21 protein-coding genes, 1 pseudogene and 1 riboswitch are annotated in these 23,762 nt (G+C 50.2%); of the genes and pseudogenes, 20 read left to right on the forward strand and 2 right to left on the reverse strand.

Annotated features, from left to right (window positions below; all coding sequences use genetic code 11):
* Window positions 1-3: 3 nt before the first annotated feature.
* From EA392_05015 to tsaB, 20 genes and pseudogenes are all read left to right on the forward strand, one after another.
* Window positions 4-357, forward strand: a complete 354-nt coding sequence (locus EA392_05015; protein ID TVR39954.1) for an XRE family transcriptional regulator — start codon at window positions 4-6, stop codon at window positions 355-357.
* A 3-nt stretch (window positions 358-360) separates the two neighbouring features.
* Window positions 361-1,668, forward strand: a complete 1,308-nt coding sequence (locus EA392_05020; GenBank protein TVR39931.1) for a type II toxin-antitoxin system HipA family toxin — start codon at window positions 361-363, stop codon at window positions 1,666-1,668.
* Window positions 1,669-1,929: 261 nt separating this feature from the next.
* Window positions 1,930-2,307, forward strand: coding sequence for a DUF805 domain-containing protein (locus tag EA392_05025; protein ID TVR39932.1), 378 nt, complete (start codon window positions 1,930-1,932; stop codon window positions 2,305-2,307).
* Window positions 2,308-2,825: 518 nt separating this feature from the next.
* Entirely contained in the window at window positions 2,826-3,914 is a 1,089-nt protein-coding gene (gene gmd / locus EA392_05030) for a GDP-mannose 4,6-dehydratase (protein ID TVR39933.1), read from the forward strand.
* A gap of 3 nt (window positions 3,915-3,917) precedes the next feature.
* Window positions 3,918-4,862 carry a GDP-L-fucose synthase gene (locus EA392_05035; GenBank protein ID TVR39934.1) on the forward strand — a complete coding sequence of 315 codons (945 nt, stop codon included), beginning with the start codon at window positions 3,918-3,920 and terminating at the stop codon, window positions 4,860-4,862.
* The gene (locus tag EA392_05040; protein ID TVR39935.1) at window positions 4,750-6,453 is read left to right on the forward strand and encodes a hypothetical protein; all 1,704 of its coding nucleotides are present in this window, start codon (window positions 4,750-4,752) and stop codon (window positions 6,451-6,453) included. Before EA392_05035 ends, EA392_05040 begins: the two co-directional genes overlap by 113 nt.
* Window positions 6,434-7,582 carry an undecaprenyl/decaprenyl-phosphate alpha-N-acetylglucosaminyl 1-phosphate transferase gene (locus EA392_05045; GenBank protein ID TVR39936.1) on the forward strand — a complete coding sequence of 383 codons (1,149 nt, stop codon included), beginning with the start codon at window positions 6,434-6,436 and terminating at the stop codon, window positions 7,580-7,582. Before EA392_05040 ends, EA392_05045 begins: the two co-directional genes overlap by 20 nt.
* Entirely contained in the window at window positions 7,579-9,165 is a 1,587-nt protein-coding gene (locus EA392_05050) for a hypothetical protein (protein TVR39937.1), read from the forward strand. The genes EA392_05045 and EA392_05050 overlap by 4 nt, the downstream gene beginning before the upstream one ends.
* A gap of 115 nt (window positions 9,166-9,280) precedes the next feature.
* Window positions 9,281-10,153, forward strand: a complete 873-nt coding sequence (cyoE, locus tag EA392_05055) for a protoheme IX farnesyltransferase (protein ID TVR39955.1) — start codon at window positions 9,281-9,283, stop codon at window positions 10,151-10,153.
* The gene (locus tag EA392_05060) at window positions 10,150-10,896 is read left to right on the forward strand and encodes a hypothetical protein (protein TVR39938.1); all 747 of its coding nucleotides are present in this window, start codon (window positions 10,150-10,152) and stop codon (window positions 10,894-10,896) included. The genes cyoE and EA392_05060 overlap by 4 nt, the downstream gene beginning before the upstream one ends.
* Window positions 10,897-10,917: 21 nt before the next feature.
* On the forward strand, window positions 10,918-11,769 hold the full coding sequence (locus EA392_05065; protein ID TVR39939.1) for a cytochrome oxidase subunit III: 852 nt from the start codon (window positions 10,918-10,920) through the stop codon (window positions 11,767-11,769).
* A gap of 10 nt (window positions 11,770-11,779) precedes the next feature.
* Window positions 11,780-12,154, forward strand: a complete 375-nt coding sequence (locus tag EA392_05070) for a hypothetical protein (protein ID TVR39940.1) — start codon at window positions 11,780-11,782, stop codon at window positions 12,152-12,154.
* A gap of 10 nt (window positions 12,155-12,164) precedes the next feature.
* Window positions 12,165-12,842, forward strand: a complete 678-nt coding sequence (locus tag EA392_05075; GenBank protein TVR39941.1) for an SCO family protein — start codon at window positions 12,165-12,167, stop codon at window positions 12,840-12,842.
* Window positions 12,839-13,369, forward strand: a complete 531-nt coding sequence (locus EA392_05080) for a DUF420 domain-containing protein (GenBank protein TVR39942.1) — start codon at window positions 12,839-12,841, stop codon at window positions 13,367-13,369. The genes EA392_05075 and EA392_05080 overlap by 4 nt, the downstream gene beginning before the upstream one ends.
* A 66-nt stretch (window positions 13,370-13,435) precedes the next feature.
* Window positions 13,436-13,633 carry a hypothetical protein gene (locus EA392_05085; protein ID TVR39943.1) on the forward strand — a complete coding sequence of 66 codons (198 nt, stop codon included), beginning with the start codon at window positions 13,436-13,438 and terminating at the stop codon, window positions 13,631-13,633.
* A 17-nt stretch (window positions 13,634-13,650) separates the two neighbouring features.
* Window positions 13,651-13,764, forward strand: a riboswitch (SAM riboswitch).
* A gap of 62 nt (window positions 13,765-13,826) precedes the next feature.
* A pseudogene (locus EA392_05090) lies at window positions 13,827-17,499 on the forward strand (methionine synthase).
* On the forward strand, window positions 17,472-18,782 hold the full coding sequence (locus tag EA392_05095) for an OmpA family protein (protein TVR39944.1): 1,311 nt from the start codon (window positions 17,472-17,474) through the stop codon (window positions 18,780-18,782). Before EA392_05090 ends, EA392_05095 begins: the two are co-directional and overlap by 28 nt.
* 96 nt (window positions 18,783-18,878) lie before the next feature.
* On the forward strand, window positions 18,879-20,306 hold the full coding sequence (locus tag EA392_05100; protein TVR39945.1) for a TolC family protein: 1,428 nt from the start codon (window positions 18,879-18,881) through the stop codon (window positions 20,304-20,306).
* A 12-nt stretch (window positions 20,307-20,318) separates the two neighbouring features.
* Window positions 20,319-21,656, forward strand: a complete 1,338-nt coding sequence (locus EA392_05105; GenBank protein ID TVR39946.1) for an HlyD family efflux transporter periplasmic adaptor subunit — start codon at window positions 20,319-20,321, stop codon at window positions 21,654-21,656.
* Complete coding sequence (tsaB, locus tag EA392_05110; protein TVR39947.1) at window positions 21,656-22,342, forward strand: tRNA (adenosine(37)-N6)-threonylcarbamoyltransferase complex dimerization subunit type 1 TsaB; 687 nt, start codon at window positions 21,656-21,658, stop codon at window positions 22,340-22,342. The genes EA392_05105 and tsaB overlap by 1 nt, the downstream gene beginning before the upstream one ends.
* Before the next feature lie 12 nt (window positions 22,343-22,354).
* Here tsaB and EA392_05115 read toward each other — a convergent pair whose 3' ends face one another.
* The gene (locus EA392_05115) at window positions 22,355-23,014 is read right to left on the reverse strand and encodes a phosphatase PAP2 family protein (protein TVR39948.1); all 660 of its coding nucleotides are present in this window, start codon (window positions 23,012-23,014) and stop codon (window positions 22,355-22,357) included.
* The gene (locus EA392_05120; protein TVR39949.1) at window positions 23,011-23,733 is read right to left on the reverse strand and encodes a glycosyltransferase family 2 protein; all 723 of its coding nucleotides are present in this window, start codon (window positions 23,731-23,733) and stop codon (window positions 23,011-23,013) included. Before EA392_05120 ends, EA392_05115 begins: the two co-directional genes overlap by 4 nt.
* Window positions 23,734-23,762 lie beyond the last annotated feature (29 nt).

Consider the following 23,762-nt stretch of genomic DNA (forward strand, 5'->3'; position numbering starts at 1 on the left):
CTAATGACTGATAAATCATTCAAAACGTTCGCTTCTATGAGCGATAAAACCTTGACCGAATACATTGGGGCATTTGTAAGGCACCATCGTATGGAGCAGAATAAGACGCAGGATGAGCTGGCAAAAGCCGCCGGTATCAGTCGATCTACCCTGAGTTTGCTGGAGCGTGGTGAAACGGTTACCGTAACTACACTGATCCAGGTGTTGAGGGTTTTAGATCAACTATCCGTGCTGAGTGTTTTTGAAGTCAGGGAAACGGTAAGTCCATTGGCATTGGTAAAGCTGCAAAAGGAAAAACGCCAACGTGCACGAAGTAAATCCGCGAAAGACCAACATAAAGAAGATACAGATTGGTAAACGATGCACGTAGCAGAGGTAAAAATATGGGGGAAGTTAGCAGGTGCCGTAGCATGGGACGCAGACAATGGGTTGGCAACTTTTGAATACGATCCCGGATTCAAGCGATTGGGCTGGGATTTGGCCCCGCTAAAAATGCCTGTTTCTGATCATCGGACTCAGTTTTCATTTCCCGAACTTCGAAAGGATAAAAATACAGCATACGATACCTTCAAAGGTCTGCCGGGTTTGTTGGCCGATGCGCTTCCCGACAAATACGGAAACCAATTAATCAATCTTTGGCTGGCGCAGCAAGGTCGGCCGCAGGATAGCATGAATCCGGTAGAAATGCTCTGCTTCATAGGCACCCGGGGCATGGGTGCCCTGGAGTTTGCGCCTACAGTACTCAAGGAAAATAAAAGAACATTTTCTATTGAAATGGACAGTCTGGTAGCTACAGCACAAAAGATGCTCAACCAACGTGAAGCGTTTACAGCCCATCTCCATCAAGACGAAGAACAGGCTGTGTTGGAGATTTTGAAGATAGGTACATCTGCCGGTGGTGCTCGTCCAAAAGCGCTCATTGCATGGAATGAAAAAACAGGAGAGGTAAAATCCGGGCAAACCAAAGCACCTAAGGGATTCGAGCATTGGCTTATCAAGCTCGATGGGGTAAGCGATGTACAGTTGGGCAGCAGTCACGGCTACGGCCGGGTAGAAATGGCCTACTACAATATGGCCGTAGATTGTGGTATTGACATCATGCCATCACGACTCCTGGAAGAGAACGGCAGAGCTCATTTTATGACGAAGCGTTTTGACCGTACAGGCGGTGAAACCAGGCATCATATACAATCTTTTTGTGCCTTAAAGCATTTCGACTACAACCTGGTGAACAGTTTTAGCTATGAGCAACTCTTTCAGTGTATGCGGGAGTTGAAACTGACTTATGCAGATGCGGAGCAAATGTTCAGAAGAATGGTGTTTAATGTGGTGGCAAGGAATTGTGATGACCACACCAGGAATTTTTCCTTTTTGTTGAAGCAAGGCGGCAAATGGGAGCTTGCCCCGGCCTATGACTTGTGTCATGCCTATCGGCCGGGTAGTGAATGGGTAAGTCAGCATGCTTTAAGCATCAATGGCAAGAGAAAGGATATTACAAAAGCAGACCTATTGGTCATTGGGAAATCCATTCGCTGTAAAAAAGCACCGGAGATTGTAGATGAGATCAACGACACTGTCAATCAATGGAAAAGATATGCAGATGAGGCAAAAGTGAAACCAACCTTACGTGATGAAATAGCTAAAACCCTGGTAAACCTTAAAAAATGAGATACAAGGGCAGGGCATGTGAAATGGTTGAAACGCTTGAATTCGGTGGTTCAGATAGCGATTTCGGAACTTTTCAAAAAAACGCCTCCGTCAGTTTCTCCCCTTTCGTTCTCATGCTTCCAGCCCCTAATCCATGCTATCGCACCACCCCCGGATTGATGTATCGATTGCTTGCAAAAGTCAGTGCAATGCATATATTTGTGCTGTGCTCATTGAGCTCCAAGCCAAATAAACCATGACTTAACCAAAAACCACCAACCCATGGATTACTTCGTAAAAGTTTTGAAGAATTATGCCACCTTCACAGGTCGCGCCCGCCGGAAAGAGTATTGGATGTATGTGTTGTTTTACATCTTGTTCTCCATCGGGGTTAACATCATTGACAATGTGCTTGGCACTACCGATCCCGAAAGCGGAGTGGGATACCTCGGAGGACTGTACAGTTTGGCGCTTTTAATTCCGAGCCTCGCAGTGGGTGCCCGGCGTTTGCACGATACAGGCAAAACCGGGTGGCTTATGCTCCTGGTCTTGATTCCTGTTATCGGGTGGATAGTGTTGTTGATTTTCTTTATCCAGGATAGCCAGCCCGGAGAGAACAAGTACGGTCCAAATCCCAAGGAGGGCGAAGTGGCGATTTAATGCTATACCATGCATTTTTGAGAAAGGGCTCCACCAGGCAGCCCTTTTTTCTTGTCCGGTTTGAATCGGCAGCGAGTGGGTGATTCAGGGGGAAACAATCAAGCCCCGGCGCGTATTCAGTTCGTGCTCATTACCTCTCCAGGGCAAACGCATGTAGAGTCTCCAGATGGCGTGCGTCAATGTGTTGAAGCGTGTTGTCTTTGTTGTCAGATATATCTTCCCGTTTTCTCGTTCAAGAGGTGTGAGGGTGATTTTAAGTTAGGCAGGGTTGGATTTTCGATTGACATTCAACATCATAGCGATCCTTGCGTCTCCCCACCCGCAGACGGCGGTTAAGCCTTTTAACCGCCTGCTGGTGGCAGGAAGGTGCAAAGTGCGCAAGTGATGTTTCAAATTCAGAATCACATCTCATTCTCATCAAAAATGTTCAGTGATAAATGCGTTTGCCCTGATTATCTCACTGCCTACCGCCTGCAACTTGTGAAGGTTTCCTAAGTTTGTGCTCAAATTACCGACCTATGAAAAAAGTGGCTTTGGTAACGGGTGTTACCGGTCAGGATGGAGCGTATCTCTCTGAACTGTTGTTGGAAAAAGAATACATCGTGCACGGAATTAAGCGCCGCAGCTCGTTGTTTAACACCGAAAGAGTTGACCACCTTTACCAGGATCAGCACGAAAACAATGTGAATTTTGTGCTGCACTACGGCGATATGACCGACAGCACCAACCTTATTCGCATCATACAGGAAGTGCAGCCCGATGAAATATACAACCTCGCTGCCCAAAGCCACGTGAAGGTGTCGTTCGAAACACCCGAATATACCGCCAACAGCGACGCGCTCGGTGCGCTGCGGATTTTAGAAGCCATTCGCATCCTCGGACTGGAGAAGAAAACACGTTTTTATCAGGCCTCCACTTCAGAACTTTATGGAAAGGTAATGGAAGTACCCCAAACCGAAAAAACACCCTTCTATCCTCGCAGCCCATATGGTGTGGCAAAGCTTTACGCCTTTTGGATTACCAAAAACTACCGCGAGGCATATGGCATGTACGCCTGCAACGGAATTCTGTTTAACCATGAAAGTCCGCTGCGCGGCGAAACCTTTGTAACCCGCAAAATCACCCGGGCGGTGGCGCGCATCAAGCTCGGAATGCAAAAGAAAATCTACCTCGGTAACCTCAACGCCAAACGCGACTGGGGCCATGCGCGAGACTACGTAGAGGGAATGTGGCTGATGCTTCAACAAGAAACCCCCGACGACTATGTACTTGCCACGGGCGAGACCTATCCGGTACGTCTATTCGCCGAAAAGGCCTTTGCAGAAGTGGGCATTGAGGTAGAATGGCAGGGCGAAGACGTGAATGAAAAAGGCATCAACAAGGCCAATGGCGAAGTGCTGGTAGAAGTGGACCCGCGCTATTTTCGCCCCACCGAGGTTGACCTCCTGGTGGGAGACCCCACGCGCGCCCGGGAAGAATTGGGCTGGAAACACCGCTATAACCTCGATATGCTGATCAAAGAGATGGTGGCCAGCGACCTCAAACTCTTTCAGCGCGATAAGTACCTGAGGGAAGGCGGTCATAATGTATTGAATTACAACGAGTAGGAGATGGAAAAAACCGCGAAAATCTATGTGGCCGGGCACCGCGGAATGGTAGGGTCGGCCATTGAGCGAAAACTGCGCGAGCAGGGATTCAACAACATTGTAACCCGCTCTTCTGCAGAACTGGATTTGCGCAATCAGCAAGCCGTTCACGATTTCTTTGCCGCCGAAAAGCCGCAATACGTTTTTCTGGCCGCTGCCAAAGTAGGAGGTATTCTGGCCAACAACTCTTACCGCGCCGAGTTTCTGTACGACAACCTGATGATTGAAGTAAACGTGATTCACGCTGCCTACGAAAGCGGTGTGAAAAAGCTCATGTTCCTCGGGTCGTCGTGCATCTATCCCAAGATGGCACCGCAACCGCTCCGCGAGGATTACCTGCTTACCGGCGCACTGGAGCCTACCAACGAACCGTACGCCGTGGCCAAAATTGCAGGCATTAAGCTGTGCGAAGCCTACCGCGATCAGTACGGGGCCAACTTTATTTCGGTGATGCCCACCAATCTCTACGGCCCCAACGACAACTACGACCTGAAAAACTCACACGTATTGCCGGCCTTGATTCGCAAGTTTCACGAGGCCAAAATGGCCGGATTGCCGTCGGTTGAGATCTGGGGAACAGGTAGTCCGAAGCGTGAATTTTTGCACAGCGACGACCTCGCCGAGGCATGTGTGTTTCTGATGGAAAGCTACAGCGGCCGCGATTTTGTGAACATCGGAACAGGCCAGGATATCGCCATTGGCGACCTCGCCTTGCTCGTCAAAAACATTGTAGGCTTTGAAGGCGAGCTTACCTTTGATACCGCCAAACCCGACGGCACACCGCGCAAACTCATGGATGTTTCGCGCCTGCACGCGTTGGGCTGGAAACATCGCATTGATCTGGAAAGCGGCATCCGCAGCGTGTACCAACAATACAAGGCTAACCTTGAAGCCCCGGCTGCTTCATAGCTACTCCGCAGGTGCTCTGCTTATCCTGCTGCTGTGTTTGGCGCAACAAAGCGCAGCGCAGCACATCAACTATCGCTTGCAGCGCGATATCATGCTTCAGGTTGAGAAAGCCGTGGTGAAAGACACCCAATGGGTACACCTTGGCGACCGCCCTATCCCCATGCACAAGGTAAACCCCGATCGCATGGGGCTTTATGGAACAGATACGGCTGAGTATTACTACACCTTTACCGACCTGCTTTTGTCCAAACACCTCGTGCACATCCGCAAAAAGGATTTTGAGGTGATGATAGATCCGCTCTTTAATTTTCAGTTTGGCGATGACTTTGGCGACAGTTTGCGCACCGAGCGGGAACAAAACATTCGCACCAATACACGGGGCTTTTTAATTCAGGGAAACATCACCGACAAGGTGTCTTTCATGACCTCGTTTTACGAAAACCAGGCTGTGTTCCCCTTGTATGTGCGGCAGTTTGTGGGCGAGCGCAACGTGGTGCCGGGCATGGGGCGCGTAAAACCTTTTGGAGAGATAGGGCACGACTTTGCGATGGCTACAGGCTACGTTGTTGTGGCCCCTGCAGACTTTGTACGCATTCAATACGGCCACGACAAAAACTTTGTGGGGCACGGCTACCGCTCTCTGCTCTTGTCAGACAATACATTGAACTATCCGCACCTTCGCATTACCTGGAGTGCATGGAAAAACCGCATTCAGTACACCAGCGTGTTTGGCAAGATTCACAGCCTCCGCCGCATGCCTATGGGCGAAACGCGCGAGCCCAACTTTGCTCCGAAAGGTTTTAGCTATAACTACCTGAGCATTATGCCCTGGCGCTTTATTGAAATTGGTTTCTATGAAGCCTTCGTGTGGCGCATGTACGATGTTGAAACCGAAACCCGAACGCCCTTTATCGGCAGCACCATCAACCCCTTTATTTTCACCAACGCCGCGGGCTATGGTTTAGACGACACCAACAACGGAGTGGTGGGTATGAATCTGCGCATTCAACCTACGCGTTTTCTCCAGTTTTATGGGCAGCTGATGCTCGATGACCCCAATACCGACAAGTACGGCTACCAGGTGGGTCTTAAGATTTTTGATGCCTTTATTCCCAACCTCGATTTGCAGGCCGAGTTCAACCGCGTTACGCCGTTCACTTACGGCACTCCCGACCCCCTGCACAGCTATACCCACAACAACGAGTTTCTTGCACACCCCTGGGGAGCGGGCTTTCGAGAGTGGGTGGGGATTGTGAATTACCGCTGGCGCAGGGTACTGGCCGAGGCGCGCTTGTTTTGGGGCGATTACCAGCTCGATTACCGCATCAACCCCAATCAGCTTCCAACCACTCATCTGGGCAAAAACCCGCTGCGCCCCGAAACGCTCCGCGATGATGACAGGCCCGGCAATCCAGCCAAACACATTGCACAGGATTTTCGACTGTCATACGTGGTTAACCCTTCTTACAACATGATGATCAACGCCGGTGTAACCAACCGCTGGGTGGAGAGTCCGCAAATGCGCAACACCACTACCTTTGTGTACATTGGTATCCGCACCTATTTAGACAATCAATACTTCGATTTTTGATACATTTGAACCAACCTGCCTTCCTGTGGAACTACTAGCCATTGCTTTTTTTACCTCCTTCATCGTGGTGCTGCTCAGCACGCCGTCGCTTATTAAGGTGGCCAAGCTGAAGCACCTGGTGGATGAGCCCAAGGAGGAGCGCAAGCTGCACCGCACCAGTATTCCCACCATTGGAGGCATCATCATTTTTGCGGGAACCCTATTCTCATTGGCCTTGTGGATTCCTGCCGAACCGGCCCGCCAGGGCGGGAATTTTTGGGCCGTGGTCAAGGCCTTCAACGAGTTTAAATACATTACGGCAGCCCTGCTCATTCTCTTTTTTATTGGTGTGAAAGACGACATCATCGGCACTGCCCCCATGAAAAAGCTGCTTGGTCACATTATCGTAGCGTTTATTCTGGTGCTGATGGCCGACGTGCGTATCCATTCCATGCACGGACTTTTTGGTCTTCACGAAATTCCTGATTACGCCAGTATAGGACTGTCGCTCTTTGCATATATTGTGATTGTAAATGCCTTTAACCTGATTGACGGGGTGGATGGCCTTGCGGCCGGTATAGGGTTGATCTGCAGTGTTGTGTTTGGGATCTGGTTTTACATGGCTGATGTAATGACCTTTGCAGTGCTTGGATTTGTATTGGCCGGCGCTTTACTTGGTTTTCTGATATTCAATTTCTCCCCTGCGCGGATTTTTATGGGCGATTCCGGTAGTCTTGTCATCGGTGCCGTCATATCCATCCTCGCGGTGAGGATGATTGAAACCAACCCTGCAAAAGTTCCTGAGGTTTTTGAAAATGTTTCGACACCCGTTTTTGCAATGGCCGTTTTGGTGTACCCTCTGGTGGATACATTGCGTGTGTTCTTCTACAGGGCGGTAAAGGGTATTTCACCGTTTTCTGCCGATCGGAATCACATCCACCACAACCTTCTCTCGCTCGGTATGACCCACGGGCAAACGGTAATGATCCTCTACCTGTTTAATCTTTTGGTTGTGGCAGGAGCTGTTTCAACGGCCGGTATGAACCCCACTGCTGCATGGGTTCTGCTTTTTGTCATTGTACTCGTGGTGGTGAATATTCCGGGCATGTTGCTGTACCGCAAACAACGGGTGCCAACTTCCAAAGCTTGAGCAGCATGAAGCAGTTTGTGCCGATTGTGGTGTTGATTCTTCTCTGTGCCGAAGCCATGGCCCAGCAGTCGTACCAGTTTATCAGTAGAGACCACAACCGCGAAATTGCCAAACACATGGCGAGCCCGGAGTCTAATCTTCACGGTAACGTGCAGCCCTATCTTCAGTCGGATTTGGTGCAGGAAATGAACCCTGACTCCCTCCGCGGCGCGTCTATCTTTGAATGGAGCAACCGGATGTTTCTCAAAAGCAGGGTTCCGGAAAAAGGCGAAACCAGGTTGCGGGTTTTTCCGATGATGCAGGCCCTGGCAGGAGGAGATCTGAACAACCATCACTTAAGAGGTACTTTTGAAACGGGAGCCGGCGTTGGTTTGGGCGCCGACTTCGGCAAGCGCATTTCGGTGTACGCCGATGTGATGACGCAATATGGGCGCTATCCGCTTTTTCTTGAACAGTATATGCTCGACCGCGAAGTGAACCCCGGAAAAGGTTATGCCCGCTGGGACGGTGCAGGCCTGGCCAGCTATGATTACAACGCCTATCTCTCGGTATCACCGGCAGATCCCTTCAACATTCAGTTGGGAGTGGGAAAGAATTTCTGGGGCGACGGTATCCGCACCCTCGGATTGAGCGATCAGGCAACGAGCTACCCATTCCTCAAGCTCACCACCTCTATCTGGAATATTAAGTACGTGAACCTGTTCAACGCCATGTACGACATTCGCGATGCCAGCGGAAACTACGACCGATTTGCCCTCAAATGGAGCAGTATGCACTACCTGAGTTGGAATATCACCAAACGCATCAACTTCAGCGTTTGGGAAACAGTTATCTGGCAGAATCGCGACAATGATAACTTTCGGGGCTTTGACATCAACTACCTGAACCCCGTAATTTTTTATCGCCCGGTTGAGTTCGCACAAGGCTCATCCGACAGGGTGACGCTTGGGTCCACCTTCAGTGTAAAGATTGGCCAATCAACCAAGGCCTACGGCCAAATTGCGATTGATGAGTTTCTGCTGGATTCCCTTCGGGCCGGAAACGGGTGGTTCGGAAACAAGCAGGCATTTCAGGTTGGAATCAAATCTTTCGACGTGCTGGGCATTGAAGGGCTCGATGTGCAAACGGAGTTCAGCTACATCAGGCCTTTTTTCTACCTCCACCCCAGTGTGAAACAAAACCACACGCACTTCAATGAGCCGCTTGCACATGTACTTGGAAACAATCTTCACGAATGGATATTGCAGGCTTCCTACCGCAAGGAGCGCATGGTTTTCGATGCCATGCTCATCGTTGCGCAGTTTGGCCGCAACCCCGACACATTAAACCTGGGAGCAGACCTTTGGATAAGCGATCAGCAGCAGCCCCGACCGGCAAGCGGACATCGCACAGGCCAGGGAGTGCAGCACTGGCTCGGCTCGCTGATGCTCAGGGGGAGTTATGTGCTCGATCCGCACCTCGGCCTCAGGCTTGAGGTTACGTACCTGCCACGTTATTTGTGGGTTGATGGAAAGGCCAACTATACGCACTTTTTGCAGGTGGGCATTCGCACCGCCCTTTGGAACCGCAACCGCGATTTTTAACCGTCAAACAACTCCACGCGTTCGGTGTTAAAAATTGGCTGCCGCGGCGAGAAAAGTTACTTTTGTGCCCGATTGCAGCTCAAAGCTCATTCTGTTGATTTCACAGGAATCCGCCATCGGTAAAACAAGGTCCGCAACATTGCTTAAAGTAAAGGATATCGGGCTGCTCACAAAGGTTAGGCTTGCCTCTGTGGTGGTGATCTCTGCCGTGGCGGGATACATGATGGGCCCCGGTGAATTTTCGTTTCTTCAGCTCGCCCTCCTTATTGCCGGTGGATTTCTCGTTACAGGAGCCAGCAACGCATACAATCAGGCCATAGAGCATAACCTGGACGGCATGATGGATCGCACCCAAAAGCGTCCCATCCCCGCGGGGCGAATGACTGTGCGCGAATCCATTCTCATCGCAAGCATTTTCGCCATCTTAGGCCTCGCCTGCCTGGCGCTTATCAATACGCTGAGTGCGGTGTTGGGCTTCCTTGCGCTGTTCATGTATGTGGCCATTTACACTCCGCTCAAGCAAATAACCCCCTGGGCTGTTTTTGTGGGTGCTTTTCCAGGAGCCATACCGCCCATGCTCGGCTATATCGCGGCCTCGGGTAGTTTTGGCCTGGAGCCCGGTATTCTTTTTGCCGTACAATTTATCTGGCAGTTTCCGCATTTCTGGGCCATTGCCTGGGTGATTGACGACGATTACGCCCGTGCCGGCTTCAGTTTGCTGCCTTCCAAAGGACGCAGGGATAAATCCTCGGCATTTCAGATTTTGCTCTATTCACTTTTCCTGATTCCGGTGTCGCTGCTGCCATGGCTATTCGGCATGACAGGCGATTGGTCGGCGGTGGTGACGGGTTTGCTCGGAGTGGTTTTTGCGTGGATGGCTTACAAGCTGTTTCGTACCTGTGAGCGCAAAGAAGCGCTGGTGCTGATGTTTGCGTCTTTTGTGTACCTGCCAACCATTCAGTTGCTTTATGTGTTAGATAAGCTATGACAACACCAAATATTACAGCAGACGCCTCCTTCGCAGGAGGCCCCAATGAGCAGGCAGCCAAAACCAGAGCGCTCCGAATGTTGCTCTTTCTGGCCATCTTTAGTATGGTCATGTTTTTTGCCGGACTCACCAGTGCCTACGTGGTGCTCATGAAAGGCGAGTACTGGGTAAATATCCGCATCCCGCAGGCATTTTACATCAGCACAATCATTATCCTGGTGAGCAGCCTCACGATGCATCTTGCACTCAGGTCCTCGCGCGAGGGAAACAACGCCCGCACGCGAACCATGCTCATCGTAACCCTTGCCCTCGGCCTTGCCTTTACCGGGGCACAATACTCCGGCTGGCAACAGCTCATAGGCACGGGCAATTACGTCTCCGGAAGCATTGAAAATCTTCAGGGGACCTACGGCGAAGATTTCACCGTGTTCTTCAAGGGCAAAGAGCTTATCATGGAGAATGGTAAGTACTACTTTCCCGACGACCACTCAAGAGCAGAAGCTCTCAATGAGCGCGTGATGAGCAAAAGCAATACAGCAAGTTCGTTTATTTACGCCCTGTCCGGTTTGCACCTGGCTCACCTTGCCGGAGGTTTGATCTTCCTTATTTTCCTGGTGGTGAAGAGCTTTTTAAAACCAATTGCCGGAGTCGGCAACCTGGGAGTAAGGCAGGGAGCCACCTACTGGCACTTTCTGGACATCTTGTGGGTGTATTTGTTCTTGTTTTTGTTATTTATTCACTAAACTTGCACAAAATTTTTTCGCATGGCAGGAGAAGCAGCTAAAGCCATTGACCCCAAAGTACTCTGGGGTGGAGGTCGTTCACCATTCAGCGTGAGCTACGGTAAAATGATGATGTGGTTCTTTTTGGTGTCGGATGCCCTCACCTTTTCAGGGTTGTTGGCAGCGTACGGTTTTGTGCGCCATTCCTACACCGGTCAGTGGCCCATCGGTGAAGAGGTATTCCACGCTTTTCCTTTAATGGGCGATACGCACCTGCCGCTGATTTACGTGGCAATGATGACCTTTATTCTGATTGTGAGCTCGGTAACCATGGTGCTCGCCGTAGAGGCCGGTCATCGTCTCGATAAAAAAGGAGTGATCAAATGGCTGGCATGGACCATCGTGGGAGGTTTCTTCTTCCTCGGATCTCAGGCGTGGGAGTGGGCTCACTTTATCCATGGCTCTGCCGGGTATATTGTCACTGCCGATGGTGAGCAAGCCTGGCTTACCCAGGATGTTTCCGGGGTGAAAGACATCACCACCGTTTCGGATTTCGGCTTGATCTTCAATAAAGGCACCGAAAACGAGCGAGTGCTGAGCGGCTCTGAAGCCATTCAGGTGTACGGCAATAAAATCAAGCACGTGCAGGGTGCCAACATGATTCAAAACGAATACGGCCCCCCCCAGTATGCAAACTTTTTCTTCTTTATCACAGGTTTTCACGGCTTCCACGTATTCAGTGGCGTGGTGATTAACATTGTGATTTTCCTGATGGTCGTAAAGGGTAAATTCGACCGACTTGGCCACTACGAAATGGTTGAAAAAACCGGCCTGTACTGGCACTTTGTTGACCTCGTGTGGGTATTTGTGTTCACATTCTTCTACCTCATATAAGCCGATTACCATGGAAAGAGACGATCTGCTCGTAAACGATCAATATCCCGTTAAAGCGCTGCACAGTGAAGAAGCCGGTGTGGCCGTGCGCAAGAAAATTGTGTTTGTTACCATCCTCCTGACCGTGGTAACGATAGTTGAGGTAGCACTTGGAATCTTCATCAAGCAGGGAACCGATTTGTGGCCCGTGGTAAAGTGGAGCTTTATCGTGATGACCCTTATCAAAGCCGGATACATCGTAGCGGTGTTTATGCACCTGGGCGACGAGCGCAAATCGCTGCGCTATACCATTATCCTGCCCTACGCACTGTTCATTTTGTACCTCCTTTACATCTGTATTACCGAGTCGAACAAGCTGAACGAAATCTGGAACAACTATTTCTGATCAATCCGGAATGAAGCCAGTTTCGAAGCCTGTTAAATTTCTCGGGCTCTTTGTGCTCCTGTTGGGGCCCATTATTGCTTTCTACCTCATCTCGCGAGGAGATCACCGCTTTATTGACCTCGACTATTTTGGTCCGCGAGAAGCAATCGTGCAAAGCGATGGTTCAGTAGATACGCTCTACCACAGCATTCCTTCCTTCCGGTTGGTGAACCAGTTCGGTGATACGGTTACCGAAGCCATCATGGATGGAAAAATCGTGGTGGCCGATTTCTTTTTCTCAACCTGCCCCACCATCTGCCCTGCCATGACCAAGAACATGTCGGAATTGCAGCTTCAGCTTGATGAGCCGCACTTTCACATGGTAAAACTGCTTTCGCATACGGTGAATCCGGTGTACGACACGCCTCCCGTGCTACTGGCATACGGAGAAAAGCACGAGGCTGATTTTGATCGCTGGACATTTCTTACCGGCGATAAAGAACAAATTTACCGTCTTGGTGTTGAGGGTTATATGCTGCCTGCGCAAGAAGACGCACTGGCTCCCGGTGGTTTTCTGCATTCAGAAATGTTTGTGCTGATTGACACAAAAGGCCACATACGCGGTTATTACGACGGAACCAAGATGATTGAAATGCGAAGGCTCATCAATGATATCAAAATTCTCATCAAGCAACTAAAAGAGTTATGAGCCAATCAACAGCTCAGCAACCGATGCCGTACAAGGCTTTGATTATTACGCTCTCGATGGCGGTGCCACTCGCTGTGGCAGCGCTTTTTTTTGTGAAGATTGAAGGATACGATTTGAGCTTTTTGCCGGGTATATACGCTACAATCAATGGTTTAACGGCAGTTCTATTGGTGTTGGCTTTGCTGGCCATCAAGCAAGGTAAAATAGACCTGCACAAAAAGTTGATGATGACAGCACTTGTGTTTTCGGCGGCCTTTTTGGTGCTCTACGTGCTTTACCACATCACATCCGAGTCAACACCATACGGTGGAGAGGGATGGGTGCGCAGCCTGTACTTCTTTGTGCTTTTAACCCATATTCTGCTTTCCGTGGCCATCATTCCGCTGGTGCTTTTTACCTTTGTGAGAGGTTGGGTGGGACACTACGAGCAGCACAAAAAACTTGCGCGCATCACCTGGCCTATGTGGTTCTATGTGGCTGTGACAGGTGTGGTGGTTTACCTCATGATTTCGCCGTATTATACCTAACTTAGCGTCGTGAAAAGAAACCTCATATTCGTGTTCTTTGCGCTTGCAATCCTATGCCTCTGGGGTATGGATGCGGAGGCTCAATGCGCGATGTGCAAGGCTGCCAACGAGTCTGCCCTCGACGAGGATTCCGGTATTGGTATCAACGAGGGAATTATCTACCTGATGGGTATTCCGTACATCCTGCTCGGTGTGCTTGGCTATCTGTTCTTCAGAAAGCAAATCGGTGGATTCTTCAGGGAATTTGCCGACATTCACAAATAATTCGTTCTTGATTTTTGAGCTTATTGAGAAAGACGGAGGGATAAGGCCCGATGAAGTCTTGGCAACCTGAATGCACCCTTTTGTGCGGCCGTGGTGCCAATTCCTTCCCGCCAATGCGGGAAAAATGAGCAGCGTTTACGACCCAACTACCTATGTAATCTCTGCCCACGCAGAGATTTTTTTTTGGAATGAAATGAACATACGTCAACTACTTTCAAAACGCATCCTCGTGCTCGACGGCGCCATGGGAACCATGATTCAGCAGCACAAACTGGAGGAAGAAGATTACCGCGGGGCTGAATTTGCCCACTGGCCTTGTTTGGTGAAAGGCAACAACGATTTGCTTAGTGTTACACAGCCCGGTATCATTGCTGACATTCATCGTGCATACCTCGATGCAGGTGCCGACATCCTCGAGACCAATACATTCAATAGTACTTCCATCTCGCAGGCAGATTATCAAATGGAGGAGCTGGTGTATCGCATCAATTTTGAGTCGGCACACATTGCGCGCATGGTAGCCGACGAGTTTACCGAAAAATATCCCTCGCAACCAAGGTTTGTGGCAGGCTCAATCGGGCCCACCAACCGTACGGCCTCTCTATCTCCGGACGTAAACCGCCCGGCTTTCCGAAATGTGGACTTCGATACCTTGGTTGAAGCCTATGCTGAGCAATGTAGAGCGCTGATGGATGGGGGCTGCCATTTGCTGATGGTTGAAACCGTGTTTGATACCCTAAACGCCAAGGCGGCGCTTTTTGCCATTTCGGGTGTGTTTGAGGAGCGCAGCGAAGAAATTCCTGTCATGATTTCGGGCACCATCACCGATGCCAGCGGGCGCACCCTCTCCGGTCAAACCCCTACCTCTTTTGCCATATCGGTTTCGCATTTTCCATTGCTGAGTATTGGCTTCAACTGTGCCCTGGGTGCAGATCAGTTGCGCCCGCACGTACAGGAGCTGTCGCGGTTCACCCATCTCCCTGTAAGTGCGCATCCCAATGCTGGGCTTCCCAATGAGATGGGGGGGTATGACCAATCACCCGCTGCCATGGCCAGCTTATTGGAGCCATTCCTCAAGGAAGGCTTGCTCAATATCGTGGGAGGCTGCTGCGGAACCACGCCCGCTCACATTCGCGAACTGGCCGATCTTGTATCCCGTTACCAACCACGCAAATTGGCTGAACATGCAAAGTGAGGTAAAGCTGGTACTCAGCGGACTCGAGCCACTGTTGGTGCGAAACGACAGCAATTTTGTGAACGTTGGCGAACGAACGAACGTTACCGGCTCCCGTAAATTCTTGAAGCTCATAAAGCAAGAGAAGTTTGAAGAAGCCCTGGATGTGGCGCTTGATCAGGTGCGCGGTGGCGCGCAGATTCTTGACGTGAACATGGACGAAGGAATGATTGACGGCAAGGCAGCCATGGTTACCTTTCTCAACCTCATTGCTTCGGAGCCCGAAATCAGCCGCATTCCTATCATGATTGATTCTTCCAACTGGGAAATCATCGAGGCCGGACTGAAATGCGTGCAAGGTAAAGCAGTGGTGAATTCTATCAGTCTCAAGGAAGGCGAGGCGGAGTTTATCCGTCAGGCTTCGCTTATTAAGCGCTACGGTGCGGCAACCGTTGTGATGGCATTCGACGAGCAAGGGCAGGCAGATACCCTGCAGCGGCGTATTGACATTTGCCAGAGGGCCTACCGCATCCTTACCCAAGAAGTGAACTTCCGTGCAAGCGATATCATTTTCGACCCCAACATTTTTCCTGTTGGAACGGGTATGGAGGAGCACGCCAACTACGCCATTGATTTTATAGAGGCCACGCGTTGGATCAAGCAAAACCTGCCCGGTGCCCTGGTGAGCGGCGGGGTGAGTAATATTTCCTTTTCTTTTCGGGGCAATGATGCGGTGCGCGAAGCCATGCACGCGGCTTTTCTCTACCACGCCATTAGGGCAGGGATGGATATGGGTATTGTAAATCCGGGCATGCTTCAGGTGTACAGCGAGATTCCCGCCGATTTACTGGAGCATGTAGAGGATGTACTGTTCAACCGAAGGCCCGACGCCACCGAGCGCCTGCTCTCACTGGCCGAAAACGTGTCTCAAAAGGAGAAGAAAGCCGAAACGGAACAGGAGTGGAGACGCCTGCCGGTAGAAGAGCGATTGCAACACGCCCTGGTGCACGGGCAGGCCGATTTTATTGAGAGCGATACCGAAGAGGCCCGGCTAACTTTAAACAGTCCGCTCAAGGTGATTGAAGGCCCGTTGATGGACGGAATGAACGTGGTGGGCGACCTTTTTGGCTCGGGGAAAATGTTCCTGCCGCAAGTGGTAAAAAGCGCCCGCGTTATGAAAAAGGCTGTTGAGTACCTCACGCCTTTTTTGGAGGCCGAAAGCGGTGATGGTCAGCGTCAGGCTGCGGGCAAAGTGCTGATGGCCACGGTAAAGGGAGATGTGCACGACATCGGTAAGAACATCGTGGGCGTGGTGCTCGGTTGCAACAATTATGAAGTGATTGATCTGGGAGTGATGGTGCCGGCCGATAAGATTGTAGCGGCTGCCAAAGAACACGAGGTAGATGTTGTAGGGCTGAGCGGTTTGATTACTCCCTCGCTGGATGAAATGATATTTACGGCCAGGCAGATGCGAGAAGCCGGATTAAACCTTCCCTTGCTGATTGGAGGAGCCACTACCTCACGGGTGCACACGGCCGTGAAGATTCAGGAACATTATAATCCCGGAACCACCGTTCACGTGCAGGACGCCAGCAAGGCGGTGACGGTAGTGGAGCAGCTTCTGGGCCCGCGCCACGACCAGTTCGTTGAAAATGTGCGACGCGACTATGATGCTGTGCGCCAAACCTACGCGAAGAAAACGGCCCAAAAGACTTATTTGTCCTTGCAAGAAGCCCGAAGTAATAAATTGAAAATCAATTGGAATGAACAGCCTCCTGCGAAGCCAGGCTTTATAGGGAGAAAGAGTTTCAGGAACATGAGTATCCAAACACTCAGCGAGTATATTGACTGGACACCCTTTTTCCACGCTTGGGAAATGCGCGCCAGGTTTCCGGGAATTCTAACACACGAAACATACGGAACCGAGGCAAGCCGATTGTACAGCGACGCCCGTCAAATGCTCAACCTCATTGAGCGCGAAAACTGGATTCGGGCTCATGGCGTGTTGGCCATTTGGCCCGCACACTCCAACAACGAGGATCAGATTGTGCTCTATACCGACGACCAACGTGAAGAAGAACTGGCCCGGGTAAACTGTCTTCGCCAACAACTACAACGGGCAGATGGAGTTCCCAACTTGGCTTTGTGCGACTTTGTGGCGCCTGCCAGTAGCGGATTTCGCGATTACGCAGGCGGGTTTGCAGTAACCGCCGGCATAGGCCTCGATGAAAAAGTAGCCGAGTTTGAGCGGGATCACGATCAGTATCGGGTCATTTTGCTCAAAGCCCTTGCCGACCGCCTGGTAGAGGCATTTGCGGAGTATCTTCACCTTTTGTTGCGCCGTGAAATATGGGCCTATGCCTCGGATGAACAATTGGATAACGACGCGATAATTCGCGAAGAATACCGCGGAATCCGACCTGCGCCCGGTTATCCGGCATGTCCGGATCACACCGAAAAGCCCCTGCTGTTTTCATTGCTCAACGCAAGCGAAGAAACTGGTATCACGCTGACTGAAAATTTGGCAATGGTTCCTACGGCCTCTGTATGTGGCATGTATTTTGCCCACCCAGAATCAAGGTATTTTGGGGTGGGTAAGTTGTGTAAAGATCAGGTTGCCGACCTCGCAAACAGAAAAAGCATTCCCTTCGCAGAAATGGAGAAATGGTTATCTTCAAGCCTTCAATACTAACCGGTCGGCTGCGCACAACTAACAGATCTTACACCTTGAAAATCAAGATTCTTATCCTATTGTTTTTCGCCGTGAACCTGCCCTCTGTGTGGGCGCAGGAACCAGTGCAGCTGGCCAAAATCAATGCAGACTGCATCGGAGCGGTAACGATTCGCGACAGTATCGGGCCCGTTTTTTCACCCCAGGGCTGGGGAAACAAACTGGAAATACAGGGCTATAAGCTCGGTGACCCTATGTTTATTGAGCAGGAACACAACTCCGTTTGGTACAAATTTACGGCGCCGTATGATGCTGTGTTAGAAATGGATATTGTGCCCATCTTTCCTGAAGACGATTTTGACTTCATGATCTTCTATTATGATGGCCCTAACTTTTGTCAAACGGTAATAGATGGCACAGCCATTCCTGTGCGATCCAATATTTCGCGTAAAAATGTGGAAGTTGACGGCTACACTGGCTTGAGTAAGAGAGCAGTAAATGAGTACGTTCCATCCGGTCCCGGCGATCCATACAGCCGCGCATTATCGGTGAAAAAAGGCCAGCAATACTACTTGTTGGTTGACAACCCTTTTCGCGAAAACCGCGGTCACTTTGTGTATCTGCACTTTCACAAGGTTGACAAAGCTGACCCACGCAAGCGAGACGAGCCCGAGGAAAAAACCTATGAGGTGCGCACCACCAGGCTGAACATTGAGATCCGCGACAAGGAAACAGGAAGACCAGTTGAGGCCTTCGTAACCATAGAGGGAAGCGCTGACGGCAAGAATGTAGAATTAGAGGGAGTAAGCGACCATCAATTGGAACTTGCCAGTTACCGCGCGTACTACGTTTCGGCGTTGGCCAAGGGCTATATGCTCGCAACAAAGGCCTTTATGCCTGCACGCGACGATGAGTATTTCGTGACTATAGACCTAAAGAAAATCAAGCAAGGTGAGCGCATTACGCTCGAGGACATCAAGTTTATTGAAGACAAGGCTGAATTCCTTGAGAAGAGTCAGACAGCCCTCGCAAAACTAAAAAAGTTCATGCTCGAAAACCCCGATATCCAAGTGGAAATCGGCGGGCATGTAAATGGCCTCTCCAAGAAGAACAAGAAAGAATACAAGGAGCTAAGCACAATTAGGGCAGAGGCGGTTGAGCAATTTCTTGTAGAGCACGGCATTGAGTCTTCGCGCATGAAGGTAAAGGGCTACGGCAACTCCGAAATGCTTTTTCCTGATCCGGTCAATCAGGGGCAGATGGAGGCCAATCGCAGGGTGGAGATTAAAATTCTGCGCAACTAAAAAACCATTGATGGTGTGCTTACACCGTTTGTAAAAAACGAGCGGTGGAGTAAAAGCGCAGTTCTACCTTTATCCTTCCGAAACCGACTGTTTTCTATGAAGCATCTTTTCGTACTGATTTTCAGTAGTACATTGGCTATAGCTCCGCTATCTGCGCAGTATGTGCTTTCACTGGAGGAATGCCTTGAATTTGCACTCAAAAACAACCTCCAACTCAAACAAACCGAGCTCAATGTCGAGCGATCTATGGTGAACAAAGAGCGGGCAATAGCTGATTTTCTTCCTTCTGTAAACACTGGCGCGAGCTATGGGGTGAACTATGGTCAGCGGATTGACCCTTTTACCAACCAATTTGCTACCAATAGCGTAGCATCGGCCAATTTGTTTGGGAGCACGTCGCTCACATTGTTTTCGGGTTTAACCAAGGTCAACACCCTTAAGCAGAGTAGGTATGCGTGGTTGGCGAGCATTAAGGATGTAGATGGAGTGCAGAACAGCCTGCGTCTTAATGTTACCATGGCCTACCTCAATGTGCTGTTTGCTCGGGAGCTCTTGTTCATTGCAGACAACCAGCTCGAAATTACCCGACAACAGGTTGATCGAACAAAATCATTGGTGGATGCAGGTCAGTTGCCAAGAGTCTCGCTGCTCGATCTTGAATCGCAAATGGCCTCCGAGGAACTGAATGTAGTAAACGCTCAGAATGATCTGACCATAGCCAAAGTTTCACTTGTGCAAATTCTCCAAATTGAAGACATCCGGGTGGATGACTTTGATGTGGCTGCACCCGCGGTTGATAACCTCAGGCCAACTCCACTGGTTATTTCGTCCGATGAGGTGTTTAATGCAGCCCTCTCCCTGATGCCCGAAGTTCAGGCGGCCGAGTACAGAATTGCAAGCGCTCAATCGGGACTGGCGGCAGCCCGGGGCCGGCATAGCCCCACATTGGCTTTGGGAGCGCAAATCGGAACAGGTTACTCGGAATTGAATGTGATTCGAAACCAGGTGGGCGTTGCCGATATACCCTTTGGATTTGTGGAGGGTACCGGGCAACAAGTCTTCGTTCAGCAGCCTATTTTGATGGATGATGGCCCCAGGCCTTTTCAGGATCAGTTCAGGGACAATTTCAACCGCAATCTGGCTTTGAATCTCACCATCCCCATTTTTAATGGCTGGCAGGTTCGCACCGGTGTACAGCAGGCGCGTATTGACCTCGAAAGCGCGCAGTTGGCACTTGAGGAGCGTAGAAATGAATTGTACCAGGATATCCGAAGGGCACACGCGGATGCCTCTGCGGCCCACAAACAGTTTTTGGCCTCCAGCAAAGCGGTTGAAGCCCTGGGTGAAAATTTCAACTATGCCGAGGCACGCTTTCAGCAAAAGGCCATCAATGCGGTGGAGTATTTCGACATTAAAACACGCCTAACCAACGCCGAGTCTAACCTGGCTCAGGCAAAGTTCAACTACCTGTTCCGAACCAAAATCCTTGATTTTTATCAAGGTAAGCCCATTTCGCTCGACTAAACCATCTACACCATGTTCAGGAATAAGAAACGCAATTACATCCTGCTTGCTGTTCTAGTAATAGTACTCGTAGTGATTGGTGTTGTGAGGAAAAAATCATCTTCGGGTGCCCACAAGGTGCTAACCGCAAAGGCTCAATTGCGCGATATTACCGAAACGGTTTCGGCAAACGGAAAAATTCAGCCCGAAAAAGACGTGGTTATCAACTCCGACGTGGCCGGTCAGATTATTGATCTTTTTGTTCGCGAGGGCGACCGCGTTTCACAGGGTGATTTGCTGCTGTTAATCAACCCCGATATTTTTGAATCTGCGCTGAACCGGGCAGAGGCTGCTTTGAATAACGCCCGCGCCAATTTATCTACCAGCAAGGCAAGACTTACGCAGGCAAAAGCCCAGCTTATCCAGGCAGAGCGTGCCTACAACCGAAACGAAGCCCTGCTGAAGCAAGGAGCGATTAGCGATGCGGAGTTTGAACAGTTTGAAGCTAACTATGAAGTGGCCAAGGCCGATGTGGATGCCTCTGAACAATCGGTAGAAGCAGCGCGATTCAATGTGGCCAGCGCTCAGGCAACACGAAATGAAGCGGCGGATAATCTTAAACGGACATCTCTTTATGCGCCGCGCGATGGCATTGTATCTGCTCTGGCGCGCGAGAAAGGCGAAAGTGTACTCGGAACCCAGCAAATGCAGCCCACCGAGATTATGCGTATTTCAGACATGAGCTCTATGGAAGTGGATGTGGATGTGAATGAAAGCGACATCATCCGGATTTCAATGGGCGACACTGCATTGCTGGAAGTGGATGCTTACCTCGATCGGAAATTTAAAGGTGTGGTTACCGAAATCGCCAATGCAGCCAAAAATGTAGGAGGTTTATCGACCGATCAGGTCACCAATTTTTCAGTTAAAATCAGCGTGCTCAAGCAATCCTATGAAGACCTCGTTACAGAGCGATCTCCCTGGCCATTCCGCCCCGGTATGTCTGCCACCGTGGAAATCCTCACGCAAACCGGCACCGATTTGCTCACCATTCCGGTTGAAGCGGTCACTACCCGCAGCGATACCGCCAGCGCCCGCGGTAAAGACCGGTTCACTCACAGCGCTGCAACCACCTCCGAGAACAAAGACCGCAAAGATGTGGTTTGTGTGTTTCGCTACGACAATGGGGTGGCGCGGCTTGCACCCGTTGAAACAGGCATTCAGGACAGTAGGTTTATTGAGATCAAAAGCGGCCTGAAAGAAGGCGATGTGGTGATTCGGGGTCCGTACGAGGTAGTAAGCCGAAAACTTATCAATGGTGATGAGGTTGAGGAGTCAACGGAAGCAGAAGTTTTTAAAATTCGCAGATAATGGCGCTGATTCTATGTATTGACACGGCCACCCATGTGTGCTCTGTGGCATTGACTGAGAACGGGTCTTCGCGCGCTTCGCGGTGCATTCAAAGCAAAGGCTATAGTCATGCGGAAAATTTGCACCTGATGATTGATGAGGTGATGCGGGAGGCCAATGTGCAGGCTGAAGAGCTGGTTGCGGTGGCGGTGAGCATGGGGCCGGGCTCGTACACAGGCCTACGCATCGGAATGGCGGCTGCCAAAGGCCTTTGCTATGCACTGAACCTGCCGTTAATCGGAGTTTCTACCTTGGAGCTTGTTCAATCACATCCGCATGTTACTGAATCGGGGCCCGCTTTTGTTGTGCCCATGATTGATGCCCGGCGCAATGAGGTTTATGCTGCGGTTTACGATATGCAAGGTGATTGTGTGCTCGAAGAACAGCCCGTGATTCTTGACGAACACCCGTTTGAAAGATTCCTGAACCTCGGTACTACGGTGTTTGCAGGTGATGGCTCAGATAAGTTCAGGGACCAGTGTACACACCCCAACGCTGTTTTTGTCGCAGAGGCAATTCCCGACGCAAAAAATATGGGACCTTTGGCGTTGAGAAAGTTGACATTGGCTCAAACCGAGAGCCTTGCCTACAGTGAGCCTCATTACCTGAAAGAGTTTATAGCGGGGAAGCCTAAAAAATTGCTTTGAGAGCTACTGTAATCAGCCTTTCCGAAGCAGTGATTTTTGGGCCCATGTCTGCTCCATCCAATGCCCGCAGGTTAACCTGATTACGACGGCAGCCGTAGCGCCAATGATCGAACCAAAATACACATCTTCAAAGAAGTGCTGGCCCAGATACACCCTCGAGTAGTTAACAAGCAAGGCAGCCAGAAAAAACAGAAAGCCCAGGTAGTTTTTTCGGCTCATCATGGCGAGCATAAGAAACATGGCAAAGGCAGTACTTGCATGGCCCGATGGAAAACTATTGAATACGGCCAGTTCTATATGCTGCGCAGTTTCTACAAACTCGCTGCTGCCAAAAAAGCCAAGGGGCCGAAGCGCATCCGGAAATATCAGAAACTTTAAAAACAGAACTGTAAGCCCCGAAGCAGCAAAAGTTGCCGCTCCCAGCGCTCCACGTCCTAACTGTATTAATGTAAGCAGGGTGATTACCACAAGAAAGAACAGCCCATCGCCTACATGCGTATATAAAGCGAAGAAGCCATCGGCCCAATTGGCTCGGTTACTGTTGAAAAAGAGAAACAACTCCTCTTTTCTCCAAAATTGCATGGCTGCGGCACCCATTGCAAGGTAAAGCAGATAGGGTATCACAAACCATCGGTTGTCGACAAGCGTGCGCGCAAGTTTTTGAGTGCTCATTTGCGCAACAGCCGTTTAAAGAAGTAACGAAAACTGACTCCAAGTACCCCGATGCCATATCGCACACTTCGCGAGAAATTGATGGACGAGGCTTCCTCAAAATACCGGGTAGGGCAGGTAATTTCGCCCACGTCGTAACCCGCATGCAACAGCGCTCCAAGCATTTGATTATCGAAGACAAAATCTTCCGACATCTCCATAAAATCAACACTTTTCAGTGCATTTCGCGAGAAGGCCCGGTAGCCTGTATGGTATTCCGAAAGCTTCTTGTTCATCAAAATGTTTTGAGTGAGCGTGAGAAAGCGGTTCGCAATGTATTTGTACAAGGGCATGCCTCCTTTCAGTGCCCCTTTTCCCAGAATTCTTGAGGCGGTAACTACCTGAAAAACATCGTTGGAAATCAAATAGGCCATGGAGTGGATCAGGCGGGGTGTGTATTGATAGTCGGGATGAAGCATGACTATAATATCAGCGCCCGTTTCAAGAGCCTTCATGTAGCACGACTTCTGATTGCCCCCATATCCCCGGTTTATTTCATGCTCAATTACATGGTCAATTCCGAGCTTTTTGGCCAGTGATACCGTGTTGTCCTGGCTTTTGTCATCGGTGAGAATGACCTCGTCCACAATATCAAACGGAATCTCCTTGTAGGTCTGCTCAAGAGTTGCCTCGGCATTGTACGCCGGCATTATTACAGTTAATTTTTTTCCTTGTATCACCGACTTATTTTCTGAGTTTGTGAAGGTCT

The sequence above is a fragment of the Cryomorphaceae bacterium genome (assembly GCA_007695365.1).
Classification (GTDB): Bacteria; Bacteroidota; Bacteroidia; order Flavobacteriales_D; family SKUL01; genus SKUL01.